Source organism: Acidimicrobiales bacterium, assembly GCA_035540975.1.
Taxonomy (GTDB): domain Bacteria; phylum Actinomycetota; class Acidimicrobiia; order Acidimicrobiales.
Map to the genome: position 1 here is coordinate 17,484 of DATLFN010000139.1, position 25,731 is coordinate 43,214.

The window sequence follows — 25,731 nt, forward strand, 5'->3', positions numbered from 1 at the left end:
CTCCGATGGCCGTCCAGCGCGCGGCAGAAGCGACACCACGAGTGCCCGAAGACGCCGAGACGGCCAGCCACGGGCCCCGGGGCCACCCGCCCGAAGCCGACCTCGCCTCGCCGCGCCGGCACACGGCCGCCCTCATGCTCGTCATGCTCGAGGAACGCCGCGACCACGGCTACGGCCTGGCCGAGCGGGTGAAGCCGGTGGTCGACAGCTTCGGCCGGGTCTATCGCAGCCTCCACTGGCTGGAGGAGGTGGGCTTCGTCGAGGGGAGGTGGGACACCTCCAGCGCCGGCCCGGCCCGGAAGGTCTTCTCCGTGACGCCGGCGGGCCGCTCGGCCCTCGAGCTGGTGGCCCCGGCCCTGCGTCGCCGGGCCAAGGGCGCCGACGACGACGAGTCCCAGTTCCTCCTCCGCCACCTGCGGACGGTGCTGAAGTCGAGGGTGACCTTCGAGTTCACGGTGGCGACCCAGCTCCGGGTGAGGCCAGCGACGCGCAGTCGGCGCGGCGCAAGCTCGAGCGTGCCTTCGGTCGTGGTCACGTGATCAACGACGACGTGCGCGCCATGGGGGCGGTGTCGATCGACGAGCGACGGACGCCGGCTCGCCACCCGAGGCGGGTCGCGCCGTAGGCGCCGGCCTCGTAGGCGTCGCTCCGCCCCGGCCCCGGACGCGACGGAGCCGCCGGCTCGGCCGGCGGCTCCTCGGCGATCCGAAGACCTTGGGACGCTCCTAGACCTAGATGGCCCGGACGTTCTGCGCTTCCTCGCCCTTCCGCCCGGGGGCGACGTCGAACTCGACGCGCTGGCCGTCCTCGAGGGACTTGTAGCCGCCGCCCTGGATGTTCGAGTAATGGACGAAGACGTCGTCGCCCCCGTCGCGGGAAATGAAGCCGAAGCCCTTCTCGGCGTTGAAGAACTTGACTGTTCCGATAATCGACAACTGGATCTCTTCTCGTGATCGAGAGCACCCGCGTGGTGCCCTCGCACTCAAGGGTAGCCGCCGGCGGGCCCACCCCTTCACAACCGGCGCCGGGAGCCGGATCGAGGCGATACCGCGGCGTCCGGTCCGGAGCCGACACAATGGGGAGATCGGCGCGTCCGGCGGCCGCCGTGCGGATGGTCGAACAGGAGGCGCCCGGCGGTGGACGGCAGCGATTGGCTGGCATTGTGCTACCGGGCGCTCGGGGTCGACGACGCCCTGTCCGGGCAGGACCAGCGGCGGGCGGCCGAGCACGCCCTCCTGGACCGCAGCGGCCTGCGGGCCGACATCCTCGGCATCGGCGCCGCCGAGGCTGCCATCGACCTGGTGGTCCGCTACGGCGAGGCCGGGGAGCTCGACCAGGTGATGCTGCTCTGGGAGCACGCCGAGTCCCTGGGCCCGGAGATCGCCGCCCTCGGCGACGAGGGCACGCGCCGGGCGACCCTGTGCGCGAAGCGGCTGCTGGCCGACGTCGTCGCCCACGTGGAGGCCGCATCGGGAGGGGGCGGCGCGGGAGAGGCCGGCTCACCCCTCGGCGGGGGCGGGCCCTGACGCCGGGCCGACGGGGCCCACCGCGCCGGTCCGTCGAGGGGAGCGGAGCCGGGAGGACCGGTGGTCAGGGGACCGGCGTCCCCCGCAGGCGCGGCTCGCGGGCCAGGGCCTCGTGGTCGGCGTCGGCCCAGGGGAGGGGCGGCTCGCCCCCCAGCTGGGCGACGAACTCGCCCAGGTACCAGCGACGGAACGCCACCGCCTCGGGAGGAGAGGCGAGGCTGAGCAGGACGTCGCCCCGCCGGCAGAACTCGTCGGCCTCGTCGACCATCTCACTCAGGGCGATGCAGGCGCCGGCGACGTCGTGCGGGACCCGGTAGACCAGCTCGACCTCGGCGTCGCCGCGGGCGGCGGCCGCGTCCCGGATGCCGTCCATCTCGGCGCTCAGCCCCTCGTACTCGACGGACAGGGCGTCGACGAGGCGGAGCAGGCGCTCGGGGACGTCGTCCGCCTCCGGGCTGCGCAAGGCGATCAGTTGGAACTCCCGCCGCAGCCCCTCGAACGCCTCGGTCGCCCGCTGGTGGAGGTCGAGGGGGAAGCCGATGAGCCGCACCTCCCCCGACCCGTCACCCATGGCCGTCACCACTCCGCCGCCGAGAGGTCGAAGGCGGGGAGGACGGGGTCGTCCACGGCGACGAGCGCCCACACCGTCTTCCCGCTCCCATCGGCGTCGGCCTCCACGCCCCATTCCTCGGAGAGCTGCTGCACCACCTGCAGGCCGCGCCCGCTGCTCGCCGCGTCGCTGAAGTTGCGCACGGTCGGCCGGCGGGTGCTCCCGTCCCGCACCTCGATGCGCACGGCGCCGGCGCCGACGCGCAGCCGCACCTCGAACGGCGTGCGGGCGTGGAGCACGGCGTTGGTGGCGAGCTCGCTCACCACCAGGGCGGCGGACGTGACGGCGCCGTCCAGGGCGGCGGCCTCCAGGGCGTCCGTCACCAGGCGGCGGGCGGCCCGGGTGCTGGACGGCTCGGGGTCGAAGGTCCAGGCCTCGACAGCCGCGGCGTTCATGGGTGGGAGTGACCTCGGTACGTGGGCGACAGACGACCCAACGCTACCCGGTCCGCCGCGAATTCCGGCGGTGCAAGGGCGGCACGGCACGAGCCCCTAGCGTGGCCGCCTGTGTCGGACCGGCGACCCGAGACGGGCGGCGACGCCGTCGCCTTCGCCTCCCGCTTCGCCGACGAGGTGCTCTTCCCGTCGGCCCTCGACACCGAGTCGGCCGGCGACGTCCCCACCACCTCGCTCGACGCGCTGGCCGCGGCGGGTCTCTACGGCATGGCCGGCCCGGTGCCGGCCGGTGGGCTCGACCTCGACCGGGCGTCGGGATGGGCGGTGGTCGAGGCGCTGGCCGGCGGCTGCCTGGCCACGGCGTTCGTGTGGGTCCAGCACCACGGACTGGTGCGGATGTTGGCGTCCGCCGCCCCGGGCGAGTTGCGCGACGAGTGGCTGGGCCCGCTGTGCCGCGGCGAGCGGCGGGCCGGGCTGGCGCTGGCCGGGCTGCTGCCCGGCCCGGCGCGCCTGCGGGCGACGCCCCGGGACGAGGGCTGGGCCCTCCAGGGCTCGTCGCCGTGGGTGACGGGCTGGGGGCACGTCGACGTGCTCCTGGTGGCCGCCCGCGCCCCGGACGACATGGTGGCGTGGCTCGTGGTGGACGCCGTCGAGGGCGGTGGGCTCACCGTCGAGCGCCAGCGGCTGGTCGCCGTGGACGCCAGTGCCACGGTGCGGGCGGACTTCGACGGGCTGGTCGTCCCCCGGGACCGCCTGATCGCGGTGCAGCCCTGTGCCGAGGTGGCCGGCGGGCCGGCGGCGTCGCTGCGGACCAACGGTTCGCTGGCCCTGGGCGTGGCGGGCCGGTGCTGCCGGCTGATGGGGCCGAGCGGGCTGGGCCCGGAGCTGGCGCACTGCCGGGCCGCCCTGGACGCCGCCGGCCCCGAGGAGATCGCCGACGCCCGGGCGGCCGCCTCCGAGCTGGCGGTGCGGGCCGCCTCCGCCCTCGTCGTGCACGAGGGGAGCAGCTCCGTCACCCTCGGCGCCTCCGCCCAGCGCCTGGCCCGGGAGGCCACGTTCCTGCTGGTCTTCGGGAGCCGCCCCGCCATCCGCGCCGCCCTGCTCCGTCGGCTGGGCGCCGGCTGACGGCGCCGCGTCGGCGACCCGCTCAGGCCTCGTCGCCGCTCCAGGCGCGCTCCTCGGCGTCCCACTCGGCGTTGCGCGCCTCTACCGTGCCCTGCCAGTTCCGCGCCGCCTCCTCGGTGGGGTAAGGGCCCATCCGGTCGTCGGCCCGGCAGGCGCCGCCCGCCTGCTCGACCCGGTCGTGGCGGACGCACCAGTACCAACCGGCCCCGCCTCCCGTCGCCACGGCCCCTACCCTACGGGCCGCCGACACCGGCGCAGCCCTCCGGGCGGTCGCCGAGCCGGTCGCCGTCGCCGGCCGGGCGACCCACCAACTCCTGAGGTGGTTCACAGGTGGTTCCCAGGAACGAGGCCCATCCTCGAGAGCATGGAAATGCCCGATCGTGGCCGCTGGGGGATCGACACGCTCGACGAGCCGCCCGGGCCGGCGGGGCCGCCGGAGGCCCTCCCCCCGCTGGAGCCGCCGCCCGCCGAGGCGCCGCCGTACCCGCACGACGGCCCGCCCGTGGCCGGCTCCACGCCACCCGCGCCCGGTCCGGGGATGCCCCTGTCCCCGCCCCCGGACCGGCCGCGGGCCCTCCGCGCCCGCACCGGCGCCGCCCTCCTCGCCGTCGCCCTGGCCGGCGCCGCCGCCGGGTCGGCCCTCACCATGGCCCTCGACGGCGACGAGGCCGCCTCGCCGAGGGCCGTCGTGGGCGCCGCCGGCGCCGGCCGCTCGATCGTGCTCGACGGCGAGAAGCTGGACGTGGCCGGTGTGGTCGCCAAGGCGGAGCCCGCCGTGGTGTCCATCCGGGTGGACGTCGACAACGGCTTCCGCAGCGCCACCGGCGCCGGCACCGGCGTCATCCTGACCCCCGACGGCGAGGTCCTCACCAACGCCCACGTGGTGGACGGCGCCCGCACCGTGCGGGTCACCCTGGCGGGGGAGTCCCGGGCCCGCACGGCCGACGTCGTCGGGACCGACCCGGCCGCCGACCTCGCCCTGCTGCGCATCCCCGGCGCCCAGGGCCTCCCCACCGCCGACCTCGGCTCGTCGGCCGACGTGGCGGTGGGCGACGACGTCGTCGCCATCGGCAACGCCCTCGCCCTGCGGGGCGGCCCCACCGTGACCAGGGGCATCGTCTCCGCCCTCGACCGCTCGCTCGACACCAGCAACGGGACCATGACCGGGCTCATCCAGACCGACGCCTCCATCAGCTCGGGCAACTCCGGCGGCCCCCTCGTCAACGCCCTGGGGCAGGTCATCGGCATCAACACCGCCGTCGCCTCGTCGGGCCGCGGCTCGGCGGCAGAGAACATCGGTTTCGCCATCGCCATCGACCGGGCCCTGCCGGTGATGGAGCGGCTCCGGGGCAACGCCCCGTCGGCACGCGTCGGCTACCTCGGCGTCAGCACCTCCGACCCCGAGGACGGGAGCCGGGGCGCCACCGTGATGAGCGTCGAGGCGGGCTCGCCGGCGGACGCGGCCGGTGTGCGGGCCGGCGATCTCATCACCCACGTCGACGGCCGGGCCATCGACGGGGCGGCGGCCCTGTCCAGCGCCGTCAAGTCGAAGGAGCCGGGCGCCGACATCGATCTCCGGGTCCTCCGCGAGGACGACGAGGTGGGCGTCAAGGCGACCCTGGGCACCCAGCCCGCCGGCTGACGGCCGGTCCCCAGCAACCTCTGAGCCGATTCGCACCGTTCTGCTCAGGACCGGCGGGGATCGTCGGTACCGAACGGCGCCGTGGCAGGCCACCATGGTGGGGCCGCAGCCGGGCGCCGGACGCCCCCGGCACGCCCCGCACCCACCCCAAGGAGAGACCGCATGACGCCCAGCCGCACCCCCGGGGAGATCCTCGAGCAGGCCCTCTTCGAGGTGAAGCGGGTGGTGGTGGGCCAGGACCGGATGATCGAGCGGCTCTTCGTGTGCCTGCTGGGCCGGGGCCACTGCCTCCTCGAGGGGGCGCCGGGCCTGGCCAAGACCCTGGCCGCCGAGACGCTCGCCACCGTGATGGGGGGTGAGTTCGCCCGCCTCCAGTTCACGCCCGACCTCGTCCCCGCCGACCTGGTCGGCACCCGCATCTACCGCCCGTCGCAGGAGGCGTTCGACGTCGAGCTCGGCCCCGTGTTCGCCAACGTGGTGCTGGCCGACGAGATCAACCGGGCCCCGGCCAAGGTGCAGTCGGCCCTGCTCGAGGTGATGGCCGAGCACCAGGTGTCGATCGGCGGCGTCACCTACGAGGTGCCCGAGCCGTTCCTGGTCCTCGCCACCCAGAACCCCATCGAGAGCGAGGGCGTCTACCCCCTCCCCGAGGCCCAGAGGGACCGGTTCCTCATGAAGGTGCTGGTGGACTTCCCGTCCGCCCGCGAGGAGGCGGAGATCGTCCACCGCATGAGCGTGGACCGCCCCGAGCCCGTGGCCGTGCTCGACCCCGAGGGCCTGCTGGCGCTCCAGAAGGCGGCCGACGAGGTGTTCCTGCACGACGCCGTCGTCGACTACGCCGTCCGACTCGTCCTGTCGACCCGCGAGCCGCGCAAGTACGGGCTGGGCGAGATCGCGCCCCACGTCGCCCACGGCGCCAGCCCAAGGGCCACCCTCGGGCTGGTGGCGGCCGGCCGGGCCCTCGCCCTGCTGCGGGGCCGCACCTACGTCCTCCCCCAGGACGTCTACGACGTGGCCCGCGACGTGTTGCGCCACCGGGTGCTCCTGTCCTACGAGGCCCTGGCCGACGGCGTCACCGCCGAGCAGGTCGTCGAGCGGGTGGTGCGCACGATCGTGGCGCCCCGCATCACCCCCGGCCAGGACGGCGAGCTGGTCGCCGTGTCGGCGGCCGCGTCGTGACCGACGCCGTCGCCCCGTACGAGGGCGCCGTCCCCCGCCACGAGGCCTCCCGGCACGAGGCGAAGCTGCGCCAGCTCGAGCTGCTGGTGATGCGCCGCCTCGACGGCCTGCTCCAGGGCGACCACCAGGGCCTCGTCCCCGGCGGCGGCAGCGAGCCCGACGACGGCCGCATCTACGAGCCGGGCGACGACGTGCGCCGCATGGACTGGAACCTCACCGCCCGATCCGGGTACCCGCACGTGCGCAACACCGTCGCCGACCGGGAGCTGGAGCTGTGGCTGGTGGTCGACGGCAGCGCCAGCGTCGACTTCGGCACGGCGGCCTGCGAGAAGCGGGACCTGGTGGTCGCCGCCGCCGCCACCTTCGGTTTCCTCACGTCGCGCGACGGCAACCGGGTCGGCGCCCTGGTGTTCGGACCCGGCGAGCCCGAGATCGTGCCGCCCCGCAGCGGCCGGGCCGCCCTGTTCGGCCTGTTGGCCCGCCTCGAGCGCCGGGAACGGGCCGTGGAGGGGAGCGCCTCGCTGGCCGCCGCCCTGCGCCGGGCCCGCCTGGCCGCCCGGCGCCGCAGCCTGGTCGTGGTGGTCTCCGACCTCATCGACCCGGGGCCCTGGGAGCGCGAGCTGCGCGCCCTCGCCGCCCGCCACGACGTGGTGGTGGCCGAGCTGCGCGACCCGCGCGAGCGCGAGCTGCCGCCCGTGGGCCTGCTCACCCTGGTGGACCCCGAGACGGGCCGGCGCCTGGAGGTCCAGACGGCCGACGCCCGGCTGCGGGCCCGCTTCGCCGAGGCGGCCGCCGCCCAGCTGGCGGCGCGGGCACGCTCGGTCAAGGGGGCGGGCGCCGCCCACCTCGTGCTGTCCACCGACCGCGACTGGGTGCTGGACGTGGTCCGCTTCGTCGCCGCCCGGAGGCGACGCCGGTGAGCTTCCTCGCCGCCGGCCGCCTCTGGCTCCTCCTGGTCGTCGCCGGGCTGGTCGCCGCCTACGTGGTCCTCCAGCGGCGGCGCAGGCAGTACGCCGTCCGGTTCACCAACCTGGAGCTGCTGGCGTCGGTGGCGCCCAGGCGCCCGGGGTGGCGCCGCCACGTGCCCGCCGCCGCCATGGCCCTGGCCCTGGTCGGGCTGGTGATCGGCCTGGCCCGGCCCGTCCGGGAGGTGCGGGTGCCCAAGGAGGCGGCGACGGTGATGCTGGTGGTGGACGTGTCGGCGTCCATGCAGGCCACCGACGTCGAGCCCACCCGCCTCGACGCCGCCCGCGACGCCGCCCTGTCGTTCGTCGACGACCTGCCCGACCGCCTCCGGGTGGGCCTGGTGGCATTCGACCGCAGCACGCGGGTGATCGCCCCGCCCACCACCGACCACACGCTGGTGGAGACGGGGATCCAGGGCCTCTACACGGGCCCGGGCACGGCGGCGGGCGACGCCATCCACACCGCGCTGGACGCCATCACCAACGCCGGCGGGGCGGGCGAGACCGAGGGCGAGCAGACGGCCGCCATCGTCCTCCTCTCCGACGGCGCGACAACGGTGGGCACGCCGGTGGAGGTGGCCGCCCAGGCGGCGGTCGAACAGGGCGTGCCCGTCACCACCATCGCCTTCGGCACCCCCGAGGGGACGGTCGACATCGGCGGCCGGGTGATCCCCGTCCCCGCCGACGTGGGCGCCATGACCTCGCTGGCCGAGGTCACCGGGGGCGCCTTCTTCGAGGCGGCGTCGGGTGAGGAGCTGGAGGGCGTGTACGAGGACATCGGCAGCCGCGTCGGCTACACCACCGAGGATCGGGAGGTGGGGCTCACGTTCGTCGGCATCGCCGTCGCCCTGCTCGTCGCCGCCCTGGGCGCCGCCCTGGTGTGGACCGGCCGGATGCTCTGACCGCCGCGTCGGTTCACATCGCGATCGCGCGCCGGCAGGTGGCGCGCAATCGCGAGGCAAACCGGTATCAGGGGATCGAGACGCCGATCCCGCCCCGCGTCGTGGCCCCGTACCGGGCCTTCTCGCGCTCGAGGTCGAGGGGGCGGATGGTGGACCGGGCGGTGGTGGCCTCGTCGTCCAGCAGGTCGGCGGGGACGAGCCACGACACCTCGAACTCGATGCCGTCGGGGTCGCGGGCGTAGATCGCCTTGGTCGACCCGTGGTCGCTGGCGCCCACCAGGGCGCGCCGCCCGGTCAGGACGGCGGCGACCCGCTCCAGCTCGTCGAGCGTGTCGACCTCCCAGGCCAGGTGGTACAGGCCGACCGTCCGCCGTCCCGCCTCGGACGGCCCGGCCGCCTCGCCCACCGAGAACAGGCCGAGGTCGTGGTCGTTGGTGGAGCCGCTCGCCTGGAGGAAGACCGCTCCGGGCGTGCTCATCACCCGCCGGAAGCCCAGGGCGTCCTCGTAGAATGCGGCCGAGCGCTCGGCGTCGCGCACGTAGAGCACGGCGTGGTTGAGTCGGGTGATGGCCATGGGTGGCTCCTTAGGGCGCGGACCGACCGGTGCAACGTTATTGAGGGTTCAAGCATTCCTGCTAGCATGACCCATGGCCGACCCCCGCTGGCTCAGCGACGAGGAGCAGGGCGCGTGGCGGGCGTTCCTCGCCGCCACCAGGCTCGTGTTCCGCGAGCTGGACCGTGAGCTCCAGCGCGACGCCGGCATGCCCCATACCTACTACGTGGTCCTCGTCGCCCTCTCGGAGGCGCCCGGCCGGGCCATGCGCATGACCGAGCTGGCCGCCGTGTGCGACTCGTCGCCCAGCCGGCTGTCCCACGCCGTGGCCAGGCTGGAGGAGGCGGGCTGGGTGCGGCGCACGCCGTCGCCCGACGATCGCCGGGGCGCCCTGGCCACCCTCACCGACCACGGGTTCCACATGCTCGAAGCGGCCGCCCCGGGCCACGTGGAGAGCGTCCGCCGGCACGTGTTCGACCGCCTCAGCGCCGATCAGGTGGTCGAGCTGCGGGGCGTGTGCGAATCCATCCTGGGGGACCGGCGATGAGCGGCGACCGCCGCCCGGCTCCGGGCGAGAACCGCACCCTCCAGGCGTCGCTCTCCCGGCGGCCCCGCCGCCGGCGCGACCCACCCGTGGAGCACATCCTGGACGACCGGGCGACGCTGTTCCACGAGCTGGAGACGAGCAGGCGCTTCCACCGCGACCGGGTCCTCGGGCGCATCTTCCACCCCGGCGCCGTGTCGTTCCGCGAGAACGTGCGGGGCAACAGCCTCCACATCACGATCGAGGACGACCGCGTCCTGGCCCACGTGGACCGGGTGTCGCCCCTCGACCTGCGGCCCGAGCGCCGGTCCCGCTATGCCCTGGGCCGGGTCGCCCTGCACAACCTCTCCGGCATGGCCACCGACCTGGCTCGCCTGGTGCGCGGCCGCCAGGGCGACCACCGCTGCGAGCTCGACTGCGAGTGGGTGCCGGCCGAGGAGACCGACGGCGGCGACGACGCCGACCGGGCCACCCGCCTGGGGATCCCGCTGCTCGAGCCGGAGGAGAGCCCCTGGAGCCTCCACGCCGAGGTCCGGGTGGCGGGGACCCTCGACGAGGGCCGGATGGGCGCCGCCCTGGCCGAGGCGGTGGGCGACGGCGACCCGCTCGCCACCGTGGACTGCCCCGACGGTGCCGCCCTCGAGGCGGCCCGGGAGGAGCTCCAGGCCGTCGCCGTCCCGCTGACCCGTGGCGCGCCCCTCCGGGCCGTCCTCGCCCATTCACCCGACGGCGACGTGCTCATGCTCAACCTCAACCACGCCGCCGCCGACGCCGCCGGCGCCCTCCAGGTGCTCGAGGCGGTGGCGGGGGCCTACGCCGGCCGGTCGGGCACTCCGGTGCTGGACTTCCTGGCCACCCGGGACCTGCCCATCCGCCCCACCGCCGCCCAGCCCAAGAGCCTCGCCCTGCGCTACCGCAGCGGCCTCGAACGGTTGCGCGACGCCCTGGCCAGGCCCGTGCTGCTGCACCGCGACGGGGCGGTGGACGAGCCGGGGCACGCCTACCACCACGTCCGCATCGACGCTCTCGACCCCGCCAGCCTGGCGACGCTGGGCGACCGCGACTTGGACAACGACGTCCTCCTCGCCGCCCTGCACCTGGCCGTGGCCGCCTGGAACGCCGACCATGGCGAGGAGGACGGTCGCATCTCGGTGCTGGTCCCCGTCGACCTCCGTTCCCGGCCGTGGCCGCCCGAGGTCGTCGGCAACTTCTCGGTGACCGCCCGCATCTCCACCGACACCAGGGACCGGTCGAGCCCCACCGACGCGCTGCAGGCGGTGGTCGACCAGACGCACCGCAACATCCGGACCCGCACCGGGACGGCCCTCATCGACGCCCTGGACCGGCACTCGCTGCTCCCGCTGTGGGCGCGGCAGTCGGTGATCGTGCTGCAGCCTCTTACCGCCAACCACCTGCTGGACAGCGGCGTGCTCGCCTACGTCGGCCGCCTCGACGAACCGCCCTCCTTCGGCGCCGAGGCCGGCGACACCACCGAGGTGTGGATCTCCGTCCCGTCCCGGATGCCGCACGGCCTCTCGGTGGGCGGCGCCGTCGTCGCCGGTCGGCTGCACCTCACGTTCCGCTACCCCCGCCGGCTGTTCGACCCCGAGGCCGCCCGGCGCTTCGCCCAGGCCTACGTCGCCCAGCTCCGCCTCGTCGCCACCGCCCCGCTGCCCCGCCACTGACGCGCCGGCCCGGCGCCGGGACGACTACTCGTCGAGCTGCGGGCGGCCCCGGGCCGACCGCTTCAGCTCGCTGAAGTACGGGTTGGCGCCCAGCGTGGTGACCGCGTCCCAGACCTCGAGGGCCTCGTGCCCCTTGGGTGCCTTGCTCAGCACGGGGCCGAAGAAGCTGGGACCGTCGGGCGGGGCGAAGCTGAGGACGGGCGTGCCGACGTCGCCGCCGCAGCGGTCGAGGGCCTCGTCGGTCTCGGAGCGGATCAAGTCGTCGTGCTCGGTAGAGCGGGCCGCCGCCGCCAGGACCGCCGGGTAGCCGAGGGCATCCAGCACCGCCTCGATGCCGTCCGGCTGGTCGAGCGACTCGGCGGCCCGGTCCACGTGGATGCGGCGACCGAACGCCGTGTAGAGCGGCCCGACGGCGTCGCCGCCCAGCTCCCGGCGCACGGCGGCCGCCACCCGCAGCAGCGACAGCCCCCGGTCGTGGCGCCGCTCGTACCCGGCCGGGAAGTCGGCCTCGTAGTCCCGGTGGGCGTTCACGAACCGCAGGGCGATGAAGCGCCAGTCGACGGAGAGGGGCTTTTGGGCCTGGACGCCGACCACCCACCGGGACGTGATCCACGCCCACGGGCAGCCGGGGTCCCAGAAGAACTCGAGGTCGGCCACGCCCCCTTCCTACCCGGCACACGGCCGGTCACGCCGGCGGTGAAACGGGGGGTGGCAGCGGGCGAAATAGATGGGACAATAAATGGACGCTCCGGCGACCGGTCGGGCGACAAAGGGGGCCACCATGTCCGACGCCATCGACGTCAGCGACGACCTCGCCGAGGAGGAGGGCGCCCGAGACGGCGACCGTCCGACCAGCTTCCTGCCGCCGCCGACGTTCCCGGCCGCCATGGTCGCCGACGGCGGGGGCGACCCGGGCGGCGGGGGCGACCCGGGCGGCGGCGGCATCCCCGCGCCCGCCCCGCTTCTCGCGGCGCCGGCCGCCGAGAAGCCGGCCAAGCCCGGCCTCCTGATCCGCCTCGGGCACCTCTTCTGCGGCCGGCCCAACGGCACGCCGTAGCCGCCCGCTCGTCGCGTCGCCGGCCCGCTCGTCCGGTGGCGGCGGAGGCGCGCCGCCACCGGGCGCCGTCGAGGTGAGACCGGTCGGCGCCCGCGTGGTGCCGGCCGCGTCACGGCGGAGGCAGGAGCCACGCCACCACCGCCCCGACCGCCGTGCGCACGTCCTCGGGCACCGGCTCGATGCCCCGCCCGGCGCGGTCGGCCTCGGCCAGCGGCGCCGAGAACGGCACCACCCCGGCGAGCGGCACGCCGAGCCGGGCGGCCGCCCGGCCGAAGGCATCGTCGTCGCCGTCGACGGCCCGGTTGCCCACCAGGGCGACCGGCGCCACCCCCGCCGCCGCCGCCCGCTCCACCGTGCGGGCGGCGGTCACCTGGGACTTGCGGCTGGGGTCGACGACCACCAGTAGGGCGTCGACAGCGGCCAGCGTGCCCTCGGCCCGCCGGACGTGGGCGAGGCCCGCCTCCAGGTCGAGGACCACCAGGTCGAACATCTCGTGCAGCGCCGCCGCCAGCAGGCTGCGGGCGGACGAATGGCCGGCGCACCCGCACGCCGGCTCGTCCTCGTCGGCCCGCAGGGCGTGCAGCAGCGTCACCCCGCCCGGTGCCGGCGAGCCGTAGCCGTGCAGGAGGCGTTCCACCGTGATGCCGCCACCCCCGCGGCCCCGGGCCAGGGCCCGCGGCACGGGCGGCCGCCCGTCGCCCGTCCCGAGGGTGAGCCCGAGGTTGGGGGGGTCGTCGGTGTCCACGGCCACCACCTTCCGGCCCGCTGCCGCGCACGCCAGGGCCACCAGGGCGGCCAGCGTGGTCTTGCCCGACCCCGTCTTCCCGGCGATCGCGACGTCGATGGCGGTCCCTCCCCGACGGCGGTCAGAACGACTGGCGGGCGAGCTCGCCGGCCGCTTCGAGGGCCCGCTTGCGCAACGGCCGCGACCGCCACCCGTCGAGGTCGAGCTCGCGGGCCTCCTTGACGTCCTCTCGGAAGTGGTCGGCCAGCACCTCGGTCACCGTCCGGTCGTATACGGCGACGTTCAGCTCGGCGTCGAGGGCGAACGAGCGGTGGTCGAAGTTGCTGGACCCGAGGGTCGACCAGGATTCGTCGACGACCATGGTCTTGGCGTGCAGCATCGTCCGGTCGTACTCGAAGATCCGCACCCCCGCTTCCAGGAGCGGCCCGTAGGAGCGCTGGCCGGTCTTGCGGACGACCTCCTTGTCGACGGCCCGCCCGTTCACCAGGATCCGCACGTCCACGCCCCGGTTCGACGCGTCGCACAGCGCCCGGAGGAAGCGCCGGCCGGCGGTGAAGTACGCGGTGGTCATCCACACCCGCTCGCGGGCCGCGGCCAGCGACAGCAGGAACAGCTGGGCGACCGCCGTGTCCCCGCCGAGCGGCGAGCTGCGGGTGACCTGGACCGGGCAGCCGCCCTCGAACGGCTCCAGCTCCGGGAAGCGCCGGCCGGCCCTCAGCTCGCGACTGGCGTCGGTCCAGCTCTCGAGGAACCCTCCCAGGACGTCCCGGACGACGGGCCCCTCGAAGCGGGCGTGGGTCTCCCGCCAGTGCTCGGGATCCTCGGCGTCGCCCGTCCAGACGTCGGCGATGCCCACGCCGCCGGCGAACCCGACCCGGCCGTCGACCACCAGCAGGCGGCGGTGCATGCGGTTGTTGGCGTCGCCGATCGAGTGCCACCGCGGGGGCCGGAAGAACCGCACGTCGACGCCGGCGTCCTCCATCCGGCGCACGGTGTCGCGGTCGAGCCTGGCCGACCCGTAGCCGTCGAGGACGACGCTCACCTCGACGCCCGAGCGGGCCCGTTCGACGAACGCCTCGGTGAAGCGCTCGGTGATCTCGCCCGGCCAGTAGATGTACGAGGAGAAGTCGACAGTGTGCTCGGCCGCCTCGATGGCCTCGAGCATGGAGGGGAACGTCTCGACGCCGTTGCGCAGGATGGTCACCCGGTTCCCCTCCCGGACCGGGGTCATGGTGAGGCTCTCCAGGACGCGGCCGAACTCGGGGCTCCCGGCCGGCGGCACGCCGCGGGCGGAGAAGCCGTCGGCCTGCTCCCTGGCGTACCGGGCGGCCGTCCAGCCGTAGGCGGCGGCGAGGCCGGCGGCGCCGGCGGCGGCGAGGCGCCGTCCGCCCGTCATACTGCCACGGCTGGGGCGCCCGAAGCCACCACATGGCCCAGGGCTTCGTCCAGGGCGGAGGAGAACTCGTCGGGTTTCACCAGCCAGGCGTTGTGGCCCCCGTCGACCTCCACGACGTGGGCGCCCGGGATCGCCTCGGCCAGCCGGCGCTGTCGCTCGGCCCGGATCAGGCGGTCGTGCGCGGTCACGACGACGGCGCTGGGCACGTCCACCTGGCGGGCGAAGTCGTGGGCGTCGAAGGCGCTGAGACCGCGGCCGGCGGCGGCGATGTCGCTGGGGTCGCCGCGGCGGATCTCGGCCTTGACCCAGGACTTGTACCGCTCCAGGCCGGGCGACTGCTCGACCGCCATGCGCAGGTACCGGTCGGCCATGCCGCCCTCGGGGGTGCCCAGCCGGAACCCGTACTCGACGGCCGCCATCGAGCTCCAGATCACCCGCTCCCACAGGCTGTTGCGCCACTGGAGGGCGGTGGAGACCAGCACCATGCCGGCGACCACGGGGCGGTGGTGACGCCACGCCAGCAGGGCCAGCGAGCCGCCCATCGAGTAGCCCACCAGCACGGCCGGACCGATCCCGACGTGTTCCAGCATGGCCGCCACGTCGTCGGCCATGGCCTCCAGGGTCAGGGGCTTGTCGCTGCGCAGCCCCCGCCCGTGCCCCCGCAGGTCGGGCGCGACCACCGGGCCGTGGCGGCCGGCCACCTCGAACCCTCCCGAGAACCAGTTGAGGTCGGCGCTCAACGTCCAGCCGTGGAGGAGGACGACGGGCGGCCCGTCGTCCTCGCCCTCCGTCATGCGGACGAACATCTCCCCCCGCCCGGGCACGTGGAGGACGCGGCCGGGTGGCAGGGGCGGGGGGACGGGGTCCTCGTGTTCCTCGTCCTTCAGGCGCCGGGCGAAGCGGCGGGCCTTCGCCAGCTCGTGACGCAGCGACTCGACCGTGGCCATGGGGCCTTCGTTCCCGCCGGCCGCCCGCTCCACGCCTGCGCCGCCGAGGGGACGCCCTACAGGGCGAGGTAGGTGTCCAGCGCGCCCACCCAGCGCTCGGTGAAGCGCCGGGCCGCGTCGGCGCCGAACTGGGGGTGGCGGTAGCGGACGGCGGCGTGGAGCCGGCCGGCCGTGGTGATGACGCCGACGGACACGCCGAGCGGCATCCGGGCCGGGCCGGAGAACCACATCTCGGCCGTCTCCCCGGCCCCCGCCCCGAACGCGGGCGGCTCGTCCAGGCTGCCCAGGTTGGACAGCATGGCGGTGTCGGCCAGGCGGCGGGTGAGGAGGCTCAGGACGGGCGACGTGGCCTGCTTCACCCGCAGGGGGAACGACGGCGACCGGGACAGCACCTCGATGAGGGCCCCGCCGCCGCCCTCCTCCTTGATCCGCCGGCTCTGCTCGGCGACGGCCTCCAGGGCGGCGAGGGGCGACGAGCGCTCGGCCCTGGTGGTGGTGACCCGGACGGGCAGGAGCAGGTTGCCCACCACCTCGTCGTGCCAGTCCTTCGGCCTCATGTTGACCGGGACCATCACGCTGATGCGCCCGGCCCGGCTGCCGTGCTGCTCGTTCCAGCCCTCGACGGCCAGGTGGAGGGCGGCGAGTAGCACGTCGTTCACCGTCCCGGGCAGGTCGTTCTCGACGAGCGCCCGCGTCCGCTCGGCCGACAGCCGGACGTGGTGGAGCCCGTAGCCGGGTCCGTCGCGGCCCCCGTCGCGGGCGAGGCGGGCCGTCGGGACGGCGAGGTCGCGGGCCTTCTCGGCCAGCAGGGCCCGGCGTCGCAGCTTCACCCGCCGGTCCCCGGTCCCCACCAGCATGGTGACGTTGCGGGCCTCCAGCGGGTCGAGGTCGGGGACCGGGTCGGGCTCGCCGGCGTAGGCCCGTGCCACCGACTGGACGAAGCGCAGCGTGCCGAACCCGTCCATGGCGGCATGGTTGGCGTTGACCATCACGACGTCGCCGCCGTCGTTGCGCGCCAGCCGCAGCCGCAGCGGTGGCGACTCGGCGAGGGGCACCCCCCGGCTCTGGAGGTCGGCCCGGGTGGCGCCGAGGGCGTCGTCGTCCCGGCAGTCGACCACTCGCAGGGGATCGACCTCCGGCTCGGGCGGGATCTCCCACTCGTACTGGTTCTCGCCCGCCCGGCCGGTGGGCGCCTTGCGGGCGCGCGCCATCGGGTGGCGCAGGAACGCCTCGCTCAGGGCCGTGCGCAGGCATCCCTCGTCGAGCGAGCCCTTGACCCGTACCTCGAGCTGGATGCTCCACGGCTCGGTGTCGGTGTCGAGGTTGTGCACGACCTCGTCGACCACGTTGAAGGGGACCCGCTGAGCCTCACCGCCCGGCATGCCCCCAGCCTGGCACGTCCGCCGCACCACCCGGGCGGGCCCTGGGCCACGATGGTGCGCGGCGCAGCCGAGGAGGTGGTGGTGCGGCGCAGATGCGGTTGCGGGTCGCCGTGGTACCGACGGGCGCTGGTCGCCGTCGCCGCCGCCGTCGTGCTGGCGGCCGTCGGCTGCGAGGGATCGTCGGAGCGGGCGGGAGGCACGACGACGACGGCGTCGGCGCAGCCCACGCCGGACGGCTCCGCCCCGGCCTCGGCACCTCGCGGTCCGGCTCCGCCCGCCGGTGCCCACCGGGGCGCCGGGTCGCCCCGCCCGTCCAGCTTCTCGTTCGCCTCCACCGTCGTGGACGCCTCGCTGCCGGGGTCGCTCGACAACAAGGCGGTGGGCGACCTCGACGGCGACGGCCTCCCCGACATCGCCGTGGGCACCGATTCCCGACTGGTCTGGTACCGGGCCCCGGGCTGGGCCCGCAGCGAGATCGCCGCCGGCCACAACTTCACCACCGACATGCAGGCGGCCGACGTGGACGGCGACGGCGACACCGACCTGGTGACCCCGCACTACGACGAGGGCACCGTCGTCTGGTACCGTAACCCGGCCCGGGGCGGCGGAGGATGGACGCCCGTGGAGATCGGGCGGCCCGGAACCGCCCACGACGTCGAGGTCGGCGACGTGGACGGCGACCGCCGGCTCGACGTCGTCACCCGCGGCCACGCCGGCCCCACCACGCTGTTCCGCCAGTCCGACCCGGGGTCGTGGCAGGCGGTGACCATTTCCGCCGCCCCGTCGAGCGAGGGCACCGCTCTCGGCGACCTCGACCGCGACGGCCGCCTCGACATCGTGCAGAACGGCTACTGGCTGGCCGCCCCGGCCGATGTGACCGCCGGCCACGCGTGGACGCGCCACACGTTCGCGCCCGGCTGGGACGAGGGCTTCGTGGCCGTCATCGTCGCCGACCTCGACCGCGACGGCCGCCTCGACGTGGTGCTGGCCCGATCGGAGAGCGAGGGGCGCATGGCGTGGTACGAGGCGCCGCCCGACCCGCGCTCGGGTGGGTGGGTCGAGCACCGGATCGACGACGACGTGGACTTCGTGCACACCTTCGAGGTCGCCGACATGGACGGCGACGGGGACGACGACGTCGTGTTCGCCGAGATGCAGCAGTCGTCCCGCCGGCGGGTCGGGATCTTCCGCAACGACGGCGGCGGGCGGGCGTGGAGCTACGTGGCGCTGTCGGGCGGCGGCTCGCACAACGTCCGGGTCGCCGACATCGGCATGGACGGCGACCTCGACGTGGTGGGCGCCAACTGGCAGGGCGGCCCGGTCGAGCTGTGGGAGCAGACGGGCCGCCCCGCCGGCTGACGATGGTGCCTACGCGGGGACGGGGGCGCCGGCGGGCCGTCGGCGGACGGGCGGGTTCTGGCGGCAGATCGGGGCGCTATCCGCCCGATTCTGCCGCCGGAGCCTACGCCGGGACGGGGGCGCCCGTGATCATGCCGGCGGCCACGGTCGCGTTGGTGCGCTCGTCGACCAGGACGAAGCTGCCCGTGGTGCGGTTGGCCCGGTAGGGGTCGAAGGCGATGGGGGCGGCCAGCCGCAGCGACAGGCTGCCGATGTCGTTCGGGCCCAGGCTGGCGGCGTCGTCGTGGCCCAGCGACTCCACGTCCAGGCGGTAGTGCAGGGCCGAGACGGTGGCCTCGTGCCAGCGGCTGGCGTGCTTGAGCAGGTAGCGGGAGCCCACGGCGAGCGGCTCCTCGCTCATCCAGCACACCAGGGCGTCCAGCGAGCCGGCCACCTCGGCCTCGGCGCCCCGGGCGCAGAGCAGGTCGCCGCGCGACACGTCGACGTCGTCGGCCAGTCGCACGGTGACGGCGTCCCCGGCGGTGGCCACGGGCACCGGGCCGTTCAGCCCGTCGAGCGACACCACGGTGGACGTGGCCCCCGACGGCAGCACGGTGACGCCGGCGCCGACCCGGAGGACGCCGGACACCAGCTGGCCGGCGAACCCGGGGCGGTCCCGCCCGTCGCCGGCCGGCTCGATGACCCACTGCACGGGGAGGCGGGCGCCCACCGGGCCCGTCTCCTCGGTGGCGGGCACCTCCTCCAGGTAGCGCAGGAGGGGCGGGCCCTGGTACCACGGCATGTTGGAGGACGGCTCCACGACGTTGTCGCCCAGCTTGGCGGACATCGGGATGAAGGTGAGGCTGGGCTCGTCGAAGCGGTTGACGAAGGCGGTGAGGTCCTCGCAGATGCGCACGAACACCGCCTCGTCCCAGTCGACCAGGTCCATCTTGTTGACGGCGACGACGACGTGGGGCAGGTGCAGCAGCGAGGCGATGACGGCGTGGCGGCGGGTCTGCTCCAGCACGCCGTTGCGGGCGTCCACCAGGATGACGGCCAGGTCGGCGTTCGAGGCGCCGGTGACCATGTTGCGGGTGTACTCGAAGTGGCCCGGGGTGTCGGACACCACGAAGCGGCGGCGGGGAGTGGCGAAGTAGCGGTACGCCACGTCGATGGTGATGCCCAGGTCCCGCTCCGCCTTCAGGCCGTCGGTGAGCATGGCCAGGTGGACGTCGTCGTGGCCCCGAGCCCGGCTGGCGGTGGTGACGGCCGCCACCTGGTCCTCCAGCAGGGCCTTGGCGTCCCACAGCAGTCGCCCGATGAGCGTGCTCTTGCCGTCGTCCACCGACCCGGCGGTGGCGACGCGCAGCAACCCCGCGTCCCGCCCCGTGGGATCCTCGGCGCTCACGCCTAGAAGTACCCTTCCTTCTTGCGGTCCTCCATGGCCGACTCCGAGAAGCGGTCGTCGGCCCGGGTGGCGCCCCGCTCGGTGACCCGGCTGAGCGCCAGCTCCTCCAGGATCGCCCCGACGGACGACGCGGTGGAGCGCACGGCGCCGGTGCACGACATGTCGCCCACCGTGCGGTAGCGGACCGCCTCCTCGAACATGGGCTCGTCCTCGCCCGGCTGCACCTGCGGGCAGACGGCGAGCAGCATGCCGTCGCGCTCGACCACCAGGCGGCGGTGGGCGTAGTACATCGAGGGCAGCTCGATGCCCTCCCGGGCGATGTACTCCCACACGTCCAGCTCCGTCCAGTTGGAGATCGGGAAGGCCCGCATGTGCTCGCCCTCGTGCACGCGGCCGTTGAAGATGTTCCACAGCTCCGGTCGCTGGCCGGACGGGTCCCACTGGCCCCGGCGGTTGCGGAACGAGAACACCCGCTCCTTGGCCCGGGCCTTCTCCTCGTCGCGGCGGCCACCGCCCAGGCACACGTCGAAGCCGTGCTCGGCGATGGCGTCGAGCAGGGTGACGGCCTGGATGCGGTTGCGACTGCCGCCGCCCGAGTCGGAGGCGCGGCCGCGGTCGATGGTGTCCTGCACGGAGGCCACGACCAGGCGGTGGCCCCTGCCCGTCGTGCGCCGGTCCCGGAACTCCAGGACCTCGGGGAAGTTGTGACCGGTGTCGACGTGCATCACCGGGAAGGGGAGCGGCCCCGGCGCGAACGCCTTCTCGGCCAGGTGCAGCAGCACGGCCGAGTCCTTGCCGCCGCTGAACAGCAGGACGGGGCGGTCGAACTCGGCCGCCACCTCGCGGAGGATGAACACCGCCTCCGCCTCCAGGGCGTCGAGGTGGGTGCGCTCGGCGGCCAACTGCAGCTCCAGGTCGTCGAGGACGGACAGGGGATCGATCGGCGTCGTCGTCATGAGGCCGCCCTCCTGCGGCGGGTGCGTCGAGTGCGTCGAGTGCCTCGAGTCGTCGTTCCGGTGGGGTCAGGCATGGAGCCCGCACTCGGTCTTGCCCTTGCCGGACCACCGCCCCGAGCGGGGGTCCTCGCCCGGCATCACCGGGCGGGTGCACGGCCAGCACCCGATCGAGGGGAACCCCCGCTCGGTGAGCGGGTTCACGGGGAGCTGGTGGTCGGCCACGTAGCCGGCCATGTCGGCGTCGGTCCACGGCGCCAGGGGGTTCACCTTCACCATGGAGCGGGCCACGTCCCACGACACGATGGGGGCGTTGGCCCGCGTGGGCGCGTCGGTCCGCCGCAGGCCGGTGATCCAGGCCGCCCTGCCGGCCAGCGCCCGGGCCAGGGGCTCCACCTTGCGGGCGCCGCAGCAGCCCTCCACGTCGGTCCGCCAGCGGTTGTCGGGCTCGACCAGGGGCTCGATCACCCTCAGGTTCAGGTCGTAGCGCCGGCGCAGCTCCTCGACGTACCACAGCGTCTCGGCGAAGTGGTACTGGGTGTCGAGGAAGACCACCTCGATGCGGGGCGCCACCTCGACGGCGACGTCGATCAGCACGGCGTCCTGGAAGGAGGCGGCGAGGACCAGGTCGTCGCCGAAGCGCTCGTACGCCCACCGCACGGCGGCGCCGGCCGAGCGCGTCTCCAGGCCGGCCGAGACCTCGGCCAGCTCGGCCAGGTCGGGGACGGCGGCGCGGTCGACGGCGGTCACGACCCGGCGCACTCCCCGACGCCCACCTCGGCCACGTACGGGCCCGTCTCGTCGTAGTCGACGTAGAAGCTGGGGTCCTCCTCGAACGTCGGGAAGATGTCGAGCTCGGCCAGCTCGGCGCCGATCGCCTCGGCGCCGCCCACCCGGGCCAGCCACGTGGTGAACGACTCGCCCGCCTCCCGCTCGGCGGCGAACCGGCCGATGACCCGCACGGTGGCGACGCCCGCGTTCTTGGCCGGGAGGCGGGTGGCCTTGCGGCCGAACTGGATCGCCTCCATGCCGACGTGGCCGCCCAGCAGCATCTGGTACCCCGGTGCCGCCCGCTTGTGGGCCCGGCGCTCCAGGCCCACGAAGCCGATGTCCGCCACGTGGTGCTGGCCGCACGAGTTGGTGCAGCCCGAGATGTTGATGCGCACGCCGCCCACGTCGGCCAGCCCGGCCTCCTCCAGGGCGGCGCCGATGGCGTCGGCCAGGCCCCGCGACTGGGTGACGGCCAGGTTGCAGGTGTCGGCGCCCGGGCAGCTCACCACGTCGCGGGCCAGCTCGGCGCCCGGCTCGGCCATGCCCAGCACGGACAACCGGTCGTGCAGCGGTCGCAGCTGCTCCTCGCTGAGACCGCGGAACACGAAGTTCTGGCGGTTGGTGACCCGGACCTCGAGCCCCAGCTCGCGCTGGATGGAGGCGACGGCCCGGAACTGGTCCGAGGTGACGTCGCCCAGGCGGGCGTAGGCGTACGCCGAGACGGTGCCCTTGGCGTTCCCCCGGACGACGTTGGCGTCCTCCCATCGGCCGTAGGCGTCCCGGGAGCGGAGCACCACGTTGGTGCCCCACCCCATCGGGGTCGGCGACATCGTCCCCGACGTGCCCGCCGGGGCGTCGCCGTGCTCCTGCACGTACTCGGGCACCCGGGTCCACGTGGTCGCCGCGAGGAGGAGGCGGCGCTCCTTGAGGATGCGCCTGCGCAGCTCGTCGGCGCCCATGGTGTCCAGCAGCCACTTCATGCGGGCCCGCAGCTTGTTGTCGCGGTTGCCGTAGTGGTCGAACGTTCGCAGGGCCGCCTCGATGGTGGGGATGAGCTCCTCGCGCGGCGTGAACTCCTCCAGCGCCACCGCCGGGTGGGGGTTGGCCCCGAGGCCCCCGGCGAAGAAGACGCGGAAGCCGGCCTCGACGGTGCCGTCGGGGTTGGGGCGGTTGACGGCGATCACCCCGACGTCGTTGAACATGGCCTGGCCGCAGTCGGTGACGCAGCCCGAGAAGTTGATCTTGAACTTGCGGGGGAGGCGCTGGGCGTAGGGGTTGCGCAGGAAGTGGCGGAAGGTGGCCTCGGCCCACGGCGAGATGTCCAGCACCTCGTACGGGCAGGCGCCGGCCAGGTGGCAGCCGGTGACGTTGCGGACGGTGTCGCCGCACGCCTCCCGGGTCGTGAGCCCGACGGAGGCGAGGTCCCGCATCACGGCGGGGACCCGCTCCAGCTGCACGAAGTGGAACTGGATGTTCTGGCGGGTGGTGATGTGGCCCCAGCCCCGGGAGTACTCCTCGCCGATGTGGGCCAGCATGTCGAGTTGCTCGGGCTGGAGCGACCCGTAGGGGACCTTCACCCGGATCATCTGGTTGTGACCGCCCTGGCGCTGGCCGTAGATGCCGTTGTTCAGGCGGAAGATGCGGAAGCGGTCCTCCTCGATCTCCCCGGCCAGGTACTGCTCCAGCAGCGCCTCGAACTTCTCGATGTCGGCCAGGGCAGCGGGGCTGATGGCGCCCGGTCCGACCTCCACGTCGATCGTCTGGCTCATGCGGCGGCCCTCCTTTCGGGCGGTCCGGCGGCGCCCGCGCCGTGGGACCCCTCGGTGACGTCAAGCCTACGCCAAAATCCGAGTACTCCGATCAGGTTTTACAACAATCTCGTTCGGAGGGCCAGCCGGCGCCTCGCGGCCAGCCGGGCGTGTCCATCGCCACGGTGCCCGCCACGGTCGTGCGCCTGGTCCGGCCGGGCTCGAGGCTATGCGTCGACCTGCCGGCCGGCGGCGAGCAGCTGTGGGTGCAGCTCACCCGGGGCGAGGCCGACCGGCTGGCGCTCGCCCCCGGCGCCGAGGTACACGTGAGGGCCATGGACACCGGGCTCTCCGTGGCTCCGCCGCCGGCCGGGCAGGCTGAGCGGATGCCGCGGCGCCGGTAGAGGGTCGGGTCGCTCGCCCCGTGCGCGTCTCCGCCCGTGTCGACTACGCCGTCCGCGCCCTGGTCGAGCTGGCCGCCGCCGCGACCGCATCGGCCGGTCCCGTCAAGGGCGACCTGATCGCCGCCCGCCAGGGCGTCCCCGTCAACTTCCTCGAGAACATCCTGGCCGACCTCCGCCGCGCCGGCATGGTGGCCAGCCAGCGCGGCTCGGTCGGCGGCTACTGGCTGGCCGTACCGGCCGACACCATCACCGTCGCCGACGTCATCCGCACCGTGGAGGGGCCCCTCGCCGACGTCCGCGGCGGCCCGCTCGAGGACCTCGACTACCCCGGCCCGGCGGAGTCGCTCCGGGCCGTCTGGGTCGCCACCCGGGCCAGCCTGCGGGCCGTGCTCGAGGAGGTCACCATCGCCGACGTCGCCACCGGCCACCTCCCCGACGTCGTTCACCGCCTCACCAAGGCCGCCGACGCCTGGGTCCGCCGCCCGGTCTCTTGAGCCATCGCGGCCACCGGCGTGGTCCGCCCGCAGACGACGAGACCGGCTGGCCGGTGGCCGCCGGCGCCGGCGGGCGCACGGCTTCCGGCGGCCGCCTGCGACGGGTCGGGGCCCTGTGGATCGCCCGACGAGCGCCACCTCCGGGACGGGCGCCGCCGCCAGACGGGCGCCTGCGAGGGCGCCTGACGAGGGCGCCGGCGGTGGCCGGGTGGTCGACCGGGGATGGCCTCGGCACGGCGGCCCCCCCAGAGGCGGGCGCCTGCGCACTGGCGAACCCGGGCTCAGCCGCCGCTTCATGCGGCGCCCTCCTCGTCGGGCGCCCGCGCCGCATGGGCGTGGCGGGGGTGGCGGCGGTCGGCGGGCGGGACCATGGGGCGCTTCCCGGCGCCGTGGACGAGCGCCCACGACGCCCTGGTCTTGAGGTCGTGGTGGTGGTCACACATCGGATCGAGCGCCGACAGCAGGGTCACCTTCGACGTCGCCCAGTCCTCCCGGTGGTCGATCTCGAGGTGCTCGGTCGCGTTGCAGCCGAGCACCGTGCACGACGGGCTGAGCCACTGCAACGCGCTGCGCTGGTAGGCGGTCGGGCTGCGACCGAGGTGGGCGCGTTCACCACGTCGACGCCGCGGGTGACCACCGCCGCGAGGAAGGCGTTGCCCGATCCGATCATGGCCCTCACCGCCGACACGGGCACGGGGCCGAGCCCGGCGATCTCGCAGACCTCGCCGTCGATCGGCCATCCCCGTAGCAGGGTGTCCCAGTCGATCCTCACCACCACCTTGGCGGGCACCGGCGGGGCGCTGGACGGCGGCATCGCCCGGTCACCGGCGACCGGGTCGTTCTCGGTGCCCGTGTCGGCGAAGTCCTCCGATGGCGGCGGTGGCTCGGGTGCTGCCGTGGTGGCCGCAGTCGTCCTCATCACCGCCGCGCGCGTTGCCGCCAGGAGCCCGTCGGCGAGATGGGCCTCGGAGGGCTCGCGCCGGCCGTCCGCCCGTGCGGCCCGGAAGCAACGATCGGCGTGGGCGCGGACGACCGCATAGATCTCGGCGACCTCCTCGAGGGTCGAGCGGTAGTGGAGCTCGCCTGCGCCGTCCTGGCAGCGACGCCGGCGGAGGAACCGCCCGGCATGGATGGCACGGTGGCGTGCCTCGTGATCGGGATCGGCGGCTGCCTTCGTGCGGGCGCAGGCGTCCAACAGCTCTCCCAGCGACGTGGACCCCGCGGCGGCCAGGAGGCGGCGCTCGGCCGCGGGCGCCTTCGATGCGGCGTCGGTGATGGGCGCCAGCTGCGCCGGCGACAGCTCGCCGCGGCGGGCGGCTGCGGCCACCGCCGGCAACGTCGAGAGCCGGCCGGCTGCCTCCAGGGCCTGGCGCGCCTTCGCCACGCTCGTCCCCGACGTGCGGGCCAGGTGGTGGGCGGCGCTGGCATCACCGCGGCGGCGCCACAACTCCGTCTCGGCCACCCGGGCGGCGGCCAGCGCCTTCACCGTCGCCAGCATGTTCTCGGCCGCGGCGGCGTCGACCACGATGCGCTCGGCATCGGCAGCGGAGATCAGCGCCGGGTCGAAACCGGCTGCGAACCGGCTCACCTCCCCCCGCAATTCGTTCATCTCCGAGGTACCGAACACATGTTCGATCTTACACCGAGGCTGTGACAGTGGGTTTGCCTGCGGCCTCCATCGCCACGACCGTGCCGCCACGCCGATGCCAAGATACCCCGTGGGGGTTGACTTGGTACCCCATGGGGGTATATGATTTGGGCATGCCGACCGAGAAGGACACGGAGGACGACATGTCGCACGGGACCACACAGCACGCCGGCAACGGAACGCGTCAGGCTGGAGGTGTGGAGCCGGCGCACGCCAACCACCCCGAGCACCAGGCCGCCCGTGAGCCCCACGGTCCGGCACCCCGGGCCGGTCACGCGGGGGGAGCGTCCACCGACCTCCACCCCGACCACCAC

The 25,731-nt window shown here is 74.8% G+C and carries 30 protein-coding genes; 14 read left to right on the plus strand and 16 right to left on the minus strand.

The features are described 5' to 3' along the window. The first annotated feature begins 41 nt into the window (after positions 1–41). Complete coding sequence (locus tag VM242_13970) at positions 42–539, plus strand: helix-turn-helix transcriptional regulator (GenBank protein HVM06269.1); 498 nt, start codon at positions 42–44, stop codon at positions 537–539. 192 nt (positions 540–731) lie between these two features. Here VM242_13970 and VM242_13975 read toward each other — a convergent pair whose 3' ends face one another. Further along, positions 732–935 carry a cold-shock protein gene (locus VM242_13975; protein ID HVM06270.1) on the minus strand — a complete coding sequence of 68 codons (204 nt, stop codon included), beginning with the start codon at positions 933–935 and terminating at the stop codon, positions 732–734. A gap of 201 nt (positions 936–1,136) precedes the next feature. On the opposite strand from VM242_13975, the gene VM242_13980 reads away from it, so the two are divergent. Beyond that, positions 1,137–1,526 carry a hypothetical protein gene (locus tag VM242_13980; protein HVM06271.1) on the plus strand — a complete coding sequence of 130 codons (390 nt, stop codon included), beginning with the start codon at positions 1,137–1,139 and terminating at the stop codon, positions 1,524–1,526. Between the two features lie 64 nt (positions 1,527–1,590). On the opposite strand, the gene VM242_13985 is transcribed toward VM242_13980, so the two are convergent. Together VM242_13985 and VM242_13990 are read right to left on the minus strand one after the other, a co-directional pair. Continuing rightward, positions 1,591–2,097 carry a hypothetical protein gene (locus tag VM242_13985; GenBank protein HVM06272.1) on the minus strand — a complete coding sequence of 169 codons (507 nt, stop codon included), beginning with the start codon at positions 2,095–2,097 and terminating at the stop codon, positions 1,591–1,593. Positions 2,098–2,102: 5 nt separating this feature from the next. After that, positions 2,103–2,531, minus strand: a complete 429-nt coding sequence (locus tag VM242_13990; protein ID HVM06273.1) for an ATP-binding protein — start codon at positions 2,529–2,531, stop codon at positions 2,103–2,105. A 111-nt stretch (positions 2,532–2,642) separates the two neighbouring features. Here VM242_13990 and VM242_13995 point away from each other — a divergent pair, with 111 nt between their 5' ends. Further along, positions 2,643–3,656 (plus strand): acyl-CoA dehydrogenase family protein, encoded by a 1,014-nt coding sequence (locus VM242_13995; GenBank protein HVM06274.1) that lies wholly within the window; start codon positions 2,643–2,645, stop codon positions 3,654–3,656. Between the two features lie 22 nt (positions 3,657–3,678). Here VM242_13995 and VM242_14000 read toward each other — a convergent pair whose 3' ends face one another. Then, positions 3,679–3,879 (minus strand): hypothetical protein, encoded by a 201-nt coding sequence (locus VM242_14000; protein ID HVM06275.1) that lies wholly within the window; start codon positions 3,877–3,879, stop codon positions 3,679–3,681. Positions 3,880–4,020: 141 nt separating this feature from the next. Between VM242_14000 and VM242_14005 the strand changes: the two genes are divergently transcribed. The 4 genes from VM242_14005 to VM242_14020 all read left to right on the plus strand — a co-directional run bounded on the left by VM242_14005 (position 4,021) and on the right by VM242_14020 (position 8,344). Continuing rightward, positions 4,021–5,298, plus strand: a complete 1,278-nt coding sequence (locus VM242_14005; protein HVM06276.1) for a trypsin-like peptidase domain-containing protein — start codon at positions 4,021–4,023, stop codon at positions 5,296–5,298. Between the two features lie 162 nt (positions 5,299–5,460). After that, positions 5,461–6,477, plus strand: coding sequence for a MoxR family ATPase (locus VM242_14010; GenBank protein HVM06277.1), 1,017 nt, complete (start codon positions 5,461–5,463; stop codon positions 6,475–6,477). Then, on the plus strand, positions 6,474–7,397 hold the full coding sequence (locus VM242_14015) for a DUF58 domain-containing protein (protein ID HVM06278.1): 924 nt from the start codon (positions 6,474–6,476) through the stop codon (positions 7,395–7,397). The genes VM242_14010 and VM242_14015 overlap by 4 nt, the downstream gene beginning before the upstream one ends. Continuing rightward, positions 7,394–8,344: a VWA domain-containing protein gene (locus VM242_14020; GenBank protein ID HVM06279.1), complete on the plus strand. Its 951-nt coding sequence runs from the start codon at positions 7,394–7,396 to the stop codon at positions 8,342–8,344. Before VM242_14015 ends, VM242_14020 begins: the two co-directional genes overlap by 4 nt. A 67-nt stretch (positions 8,345–8,411) precedes the next feature. On the opposite strand, the gene VM242_14025 is transcribed toward VM242_14020, so the two are convergent. After that, entirely contained in the window at positions 8,412–8,918 is a 507-nt protein-coding gene (locus tag VM242_14025; protein HVM06280.1) for a VOC family protein, read from the minus strand. A gap of 73 nt (positions 8,919–8,991) precedes the next feature. On the opposite strand from VM242_14025, the gene VM242_14030 reads away from it, so the two are divergent. Both VM242_14030 and VM242_14035 read left to right on the plus strand, forming a co-directional pair. Beyond that, positions 8,992–9,444, plus strand: coding sequence for a MarR family transcriptional regulator (locus VM242_14030; GenBank protein ID HVM06281.1), 453 nt, complete (start codon positions 8,992–8,994; stop codon positions 9,442–9,444). Continuing rightward, positions 9,441–11,126, plus strand: a complete 1,686-nt coding sequence (locus VM242_14035) for a hypothetical protein (GenBank protein HVM06282.1) — start codon at positions 9,441–9,443, stop codon at positions 11,124–11,126. Before VM242_14030 ends, VM242_14035 begins: the two co-directional genes overlap by 4 nt. A gap of 24 nt (positions 11,127–11,150) precedes the next feature. Here VM242_14035 and VM242_14040 read toward each other — a convergent pair whose 3' ends face one another. Then, entirely contained in the window at positions 11,151–11,783 is a 633-nt protein-coding gene (locus VM242_14040; GenBank protein HVM06283.1) for a hypothetical protein, read from the minus strand. Positions 11,784–11,907: 124 nt separating this feature from the next. Here VM242_14040 and VM242_14045 point away from each other — a divergent pair, with 124 nt between their 5' ends. Further along, entirely contained in the window at positions 11,908–12,183 is a 276-nt protein-coding gene (locus tag VM242_14045; protein ID HVM06284.1) for a hypothetical protein, read from the plus strand. Between the two features lie 109 nt (positions 12,184–12,292). On the opposite strand, the gene VM242_14050 is transcribed toward VM242_14045, so the two are convergent. Genes VM242_14050 through VM242_14065 form a run of 4 tightly spaced genes read right to left on the minus strand, consistent with a single transcriptional unit; the run spans position 12,293 to position 16,653 of the window. Next, the gene (locus VM242_14050) at positions 12,293–13,027 is read right to left on the minus strand and encodes a hypothetical protein (GenBank protein HVM06285.1); all 735 of its coding nucleotides are present in this window, start codon (positions 13,025–13,027) and stop codon (positions 12,293–12,295) included. 22 nt (positions 13,028–13,049) lie between these two features. Continuing rightward, positions 13,050–14,324 carry a phospholipase D-like domain-containing protein gene (locus VM242_14055; GenBank protein ID HVM06286.1) on the minus strand — a complete coding sequence of 425 codons (1,275 nt, stop codon included), beginning with the start codon at positions 14,322–14,324 and terminating at the stop codon, positions 13,050–13,052. Continuing rightward, positions 14,321–15,271 (minus strand): alpha/beta hydrolase, encoded by a 951-nt coding sequence (locus tag VM242_14060; protein HVM06287.1) that lies wholly within the window; start codon positions 15,269–15,271, stop codon positions 14,321–14,323. Before VM242_14060 ends, VM242_14055 begins: the two co-directional genes overlap by 4 nt. A gap of 56 nt (positions 15,272–15,327) precedes the next feature. Beyond that, a complete protein-coding gene (locus VM242_14065; protein ID HVM06288.1) occupies positions 15,328–16,653 on the minus strand; it encodes a hypothetical protein in 1,326 nt (441 codons plus the stop codon). A 51-nt stretch (positions 16,654–16,704) separates the two neighbouring features. Here VM242_14065 and VM242_14070 point away from each other — a divergent pair, with 51 nt between their 5' ends. Further along, a complete protein-coding gene (locus tag VM242_14070) occupies positions 16,705–18,012 on the plus strand; it encodes a VCBS repeat-containing protein (protein ID HVM06289.1) in 1,308 nt (435 codons plus the stop codon). Positions 18,013–18,115: 103 nt separating this feature from the next. On the opposite strand, the gene VM242_14075 is transcribed toward VM242_14070, so the two are convergent. The 4 genes from VM242_14075 to VM242_14090 all read right to left on the minus strand — a co-directional run bounded on the left by VM242_14075 (position 18,116) and on the right by VM242_14090 (position 22,892). After that, positions 18,116–19,399 (minus strand): GTP-binding protein, encoded by a 1,284-nt coding sequence (locus tag VM242_14075; protein HVM06290.1) that lies wholly within the window; start codon positions 19,397–19,399, stop codon positions 18,116–18,118. Between the two features lie 2 nt (positions 19,400–19,401). Beyond that, positions 19,402–20,355 carry a sulfate adenylyltransferase subunit CysD gene (cysD, locus tag VM242_14080; GenBank protein ID HVM06291.1) on the minus strand — a complete coding sequence of 318 codons (954 nt, stop codon included), beginning with the start codon at positions 20,353–20,355 and terminating at the stop codon, positions 19,402–19,404. Positions 20,356–20,421: 66 nt separating this feature from the next. Next, positions 20,422–21,114: a phosphoadenylyl-sulfate reductase gene (locus VM242_14085; GenBank protein ID HVM06292.1), complete on the minus strand. Its 693-nt coding sequence runs from the start codon at positions 21,112–21,114 to the stop codon at positions 20,422–20,424. After that, positions 21,099–22,892, minus strand: a complete 1,794-nt coding sequence (locus VM242_14090) for a nitrite/sulfite reductase (GenBank protein ID HVM06293.1) — start codon at positions 22,890–22,892, stop codon at positions 21,099–21,101. The genes VM242_14085 and VM242_14090 overlap by 16 nt, the downstream gene beginning before the upstream one ends. 149 nt (positions 22,893–23,041) lie before the next feature. Here VM242_14090 and VM242_14095 point away from each other — a divergent pair, with 149 nt between their 5' ends. Further along, on the plus strand, positions 23,042–23,275 hold the full coding sequence (locus tag VM242_14095; protein ID HVM06294.1) for a TOBE domain-containing protein: 234 nt from the start codon (positions 23,042–23,044) through the stop codon (positions 23,273–23,275). 20 nt (positions 23,276–23,295) lie between these two features. Beyond that, positions 23,296–23,769 (plus strand): Rrf2 family transcriptional regulator, encoded by a 474-nt coding sequence (locus tag VM242_14100; protein HVM06295.1) that lies wholly within the window; start codon positions 23,296–23,298, stop codon positions 23,767–23,769. A gap of 293 nt (positions 23,770–24,062) precedes the next feature. Here the strand turns inward: VM242_14100 and VM242_14105 are convergent, their stop codons facing one another. Together VM242_14105 and VM242_14110 are read right to left on the minus strand one after the other, a co-directional pair. Beyond that, a complete protein-coding gene (locus VM242_14105; GenBank protein ID HVM06296.1) occupies positions 24,063–24,239 on the minus strand; it encodes a hypothetical protein in 177 nt (58 codons plus the stop codon). Further along, positions 24,236–25,396 carry a DUF222 domain-containing protein gene (locus VM242_14110; protein ID HVM06297.1) on the minus strand — a complete coding sequence of 387 codons (1,161 nt, stop codon included), beginning with the start codon at positions 25,394–25,396 and terminating at the stop codon, positions 24,236–24,238. Before VM242_14110 ends, VM242_14105 begins: the two co-directional genes overlap by 4 nt. A 134-nt stretch (positions 25,397–25,530) precedes the next feature. Between VM242_14110 and VM242_14115 the strand changes: the two genes are divergently transcribed. Beyond that, the coding region (locus tag VM242_14115; protein ID HVM06298.1) for a hypothetical protein at positions 25,531–25,731 on the plus strand (201 nt) is incomplete at its 3' end.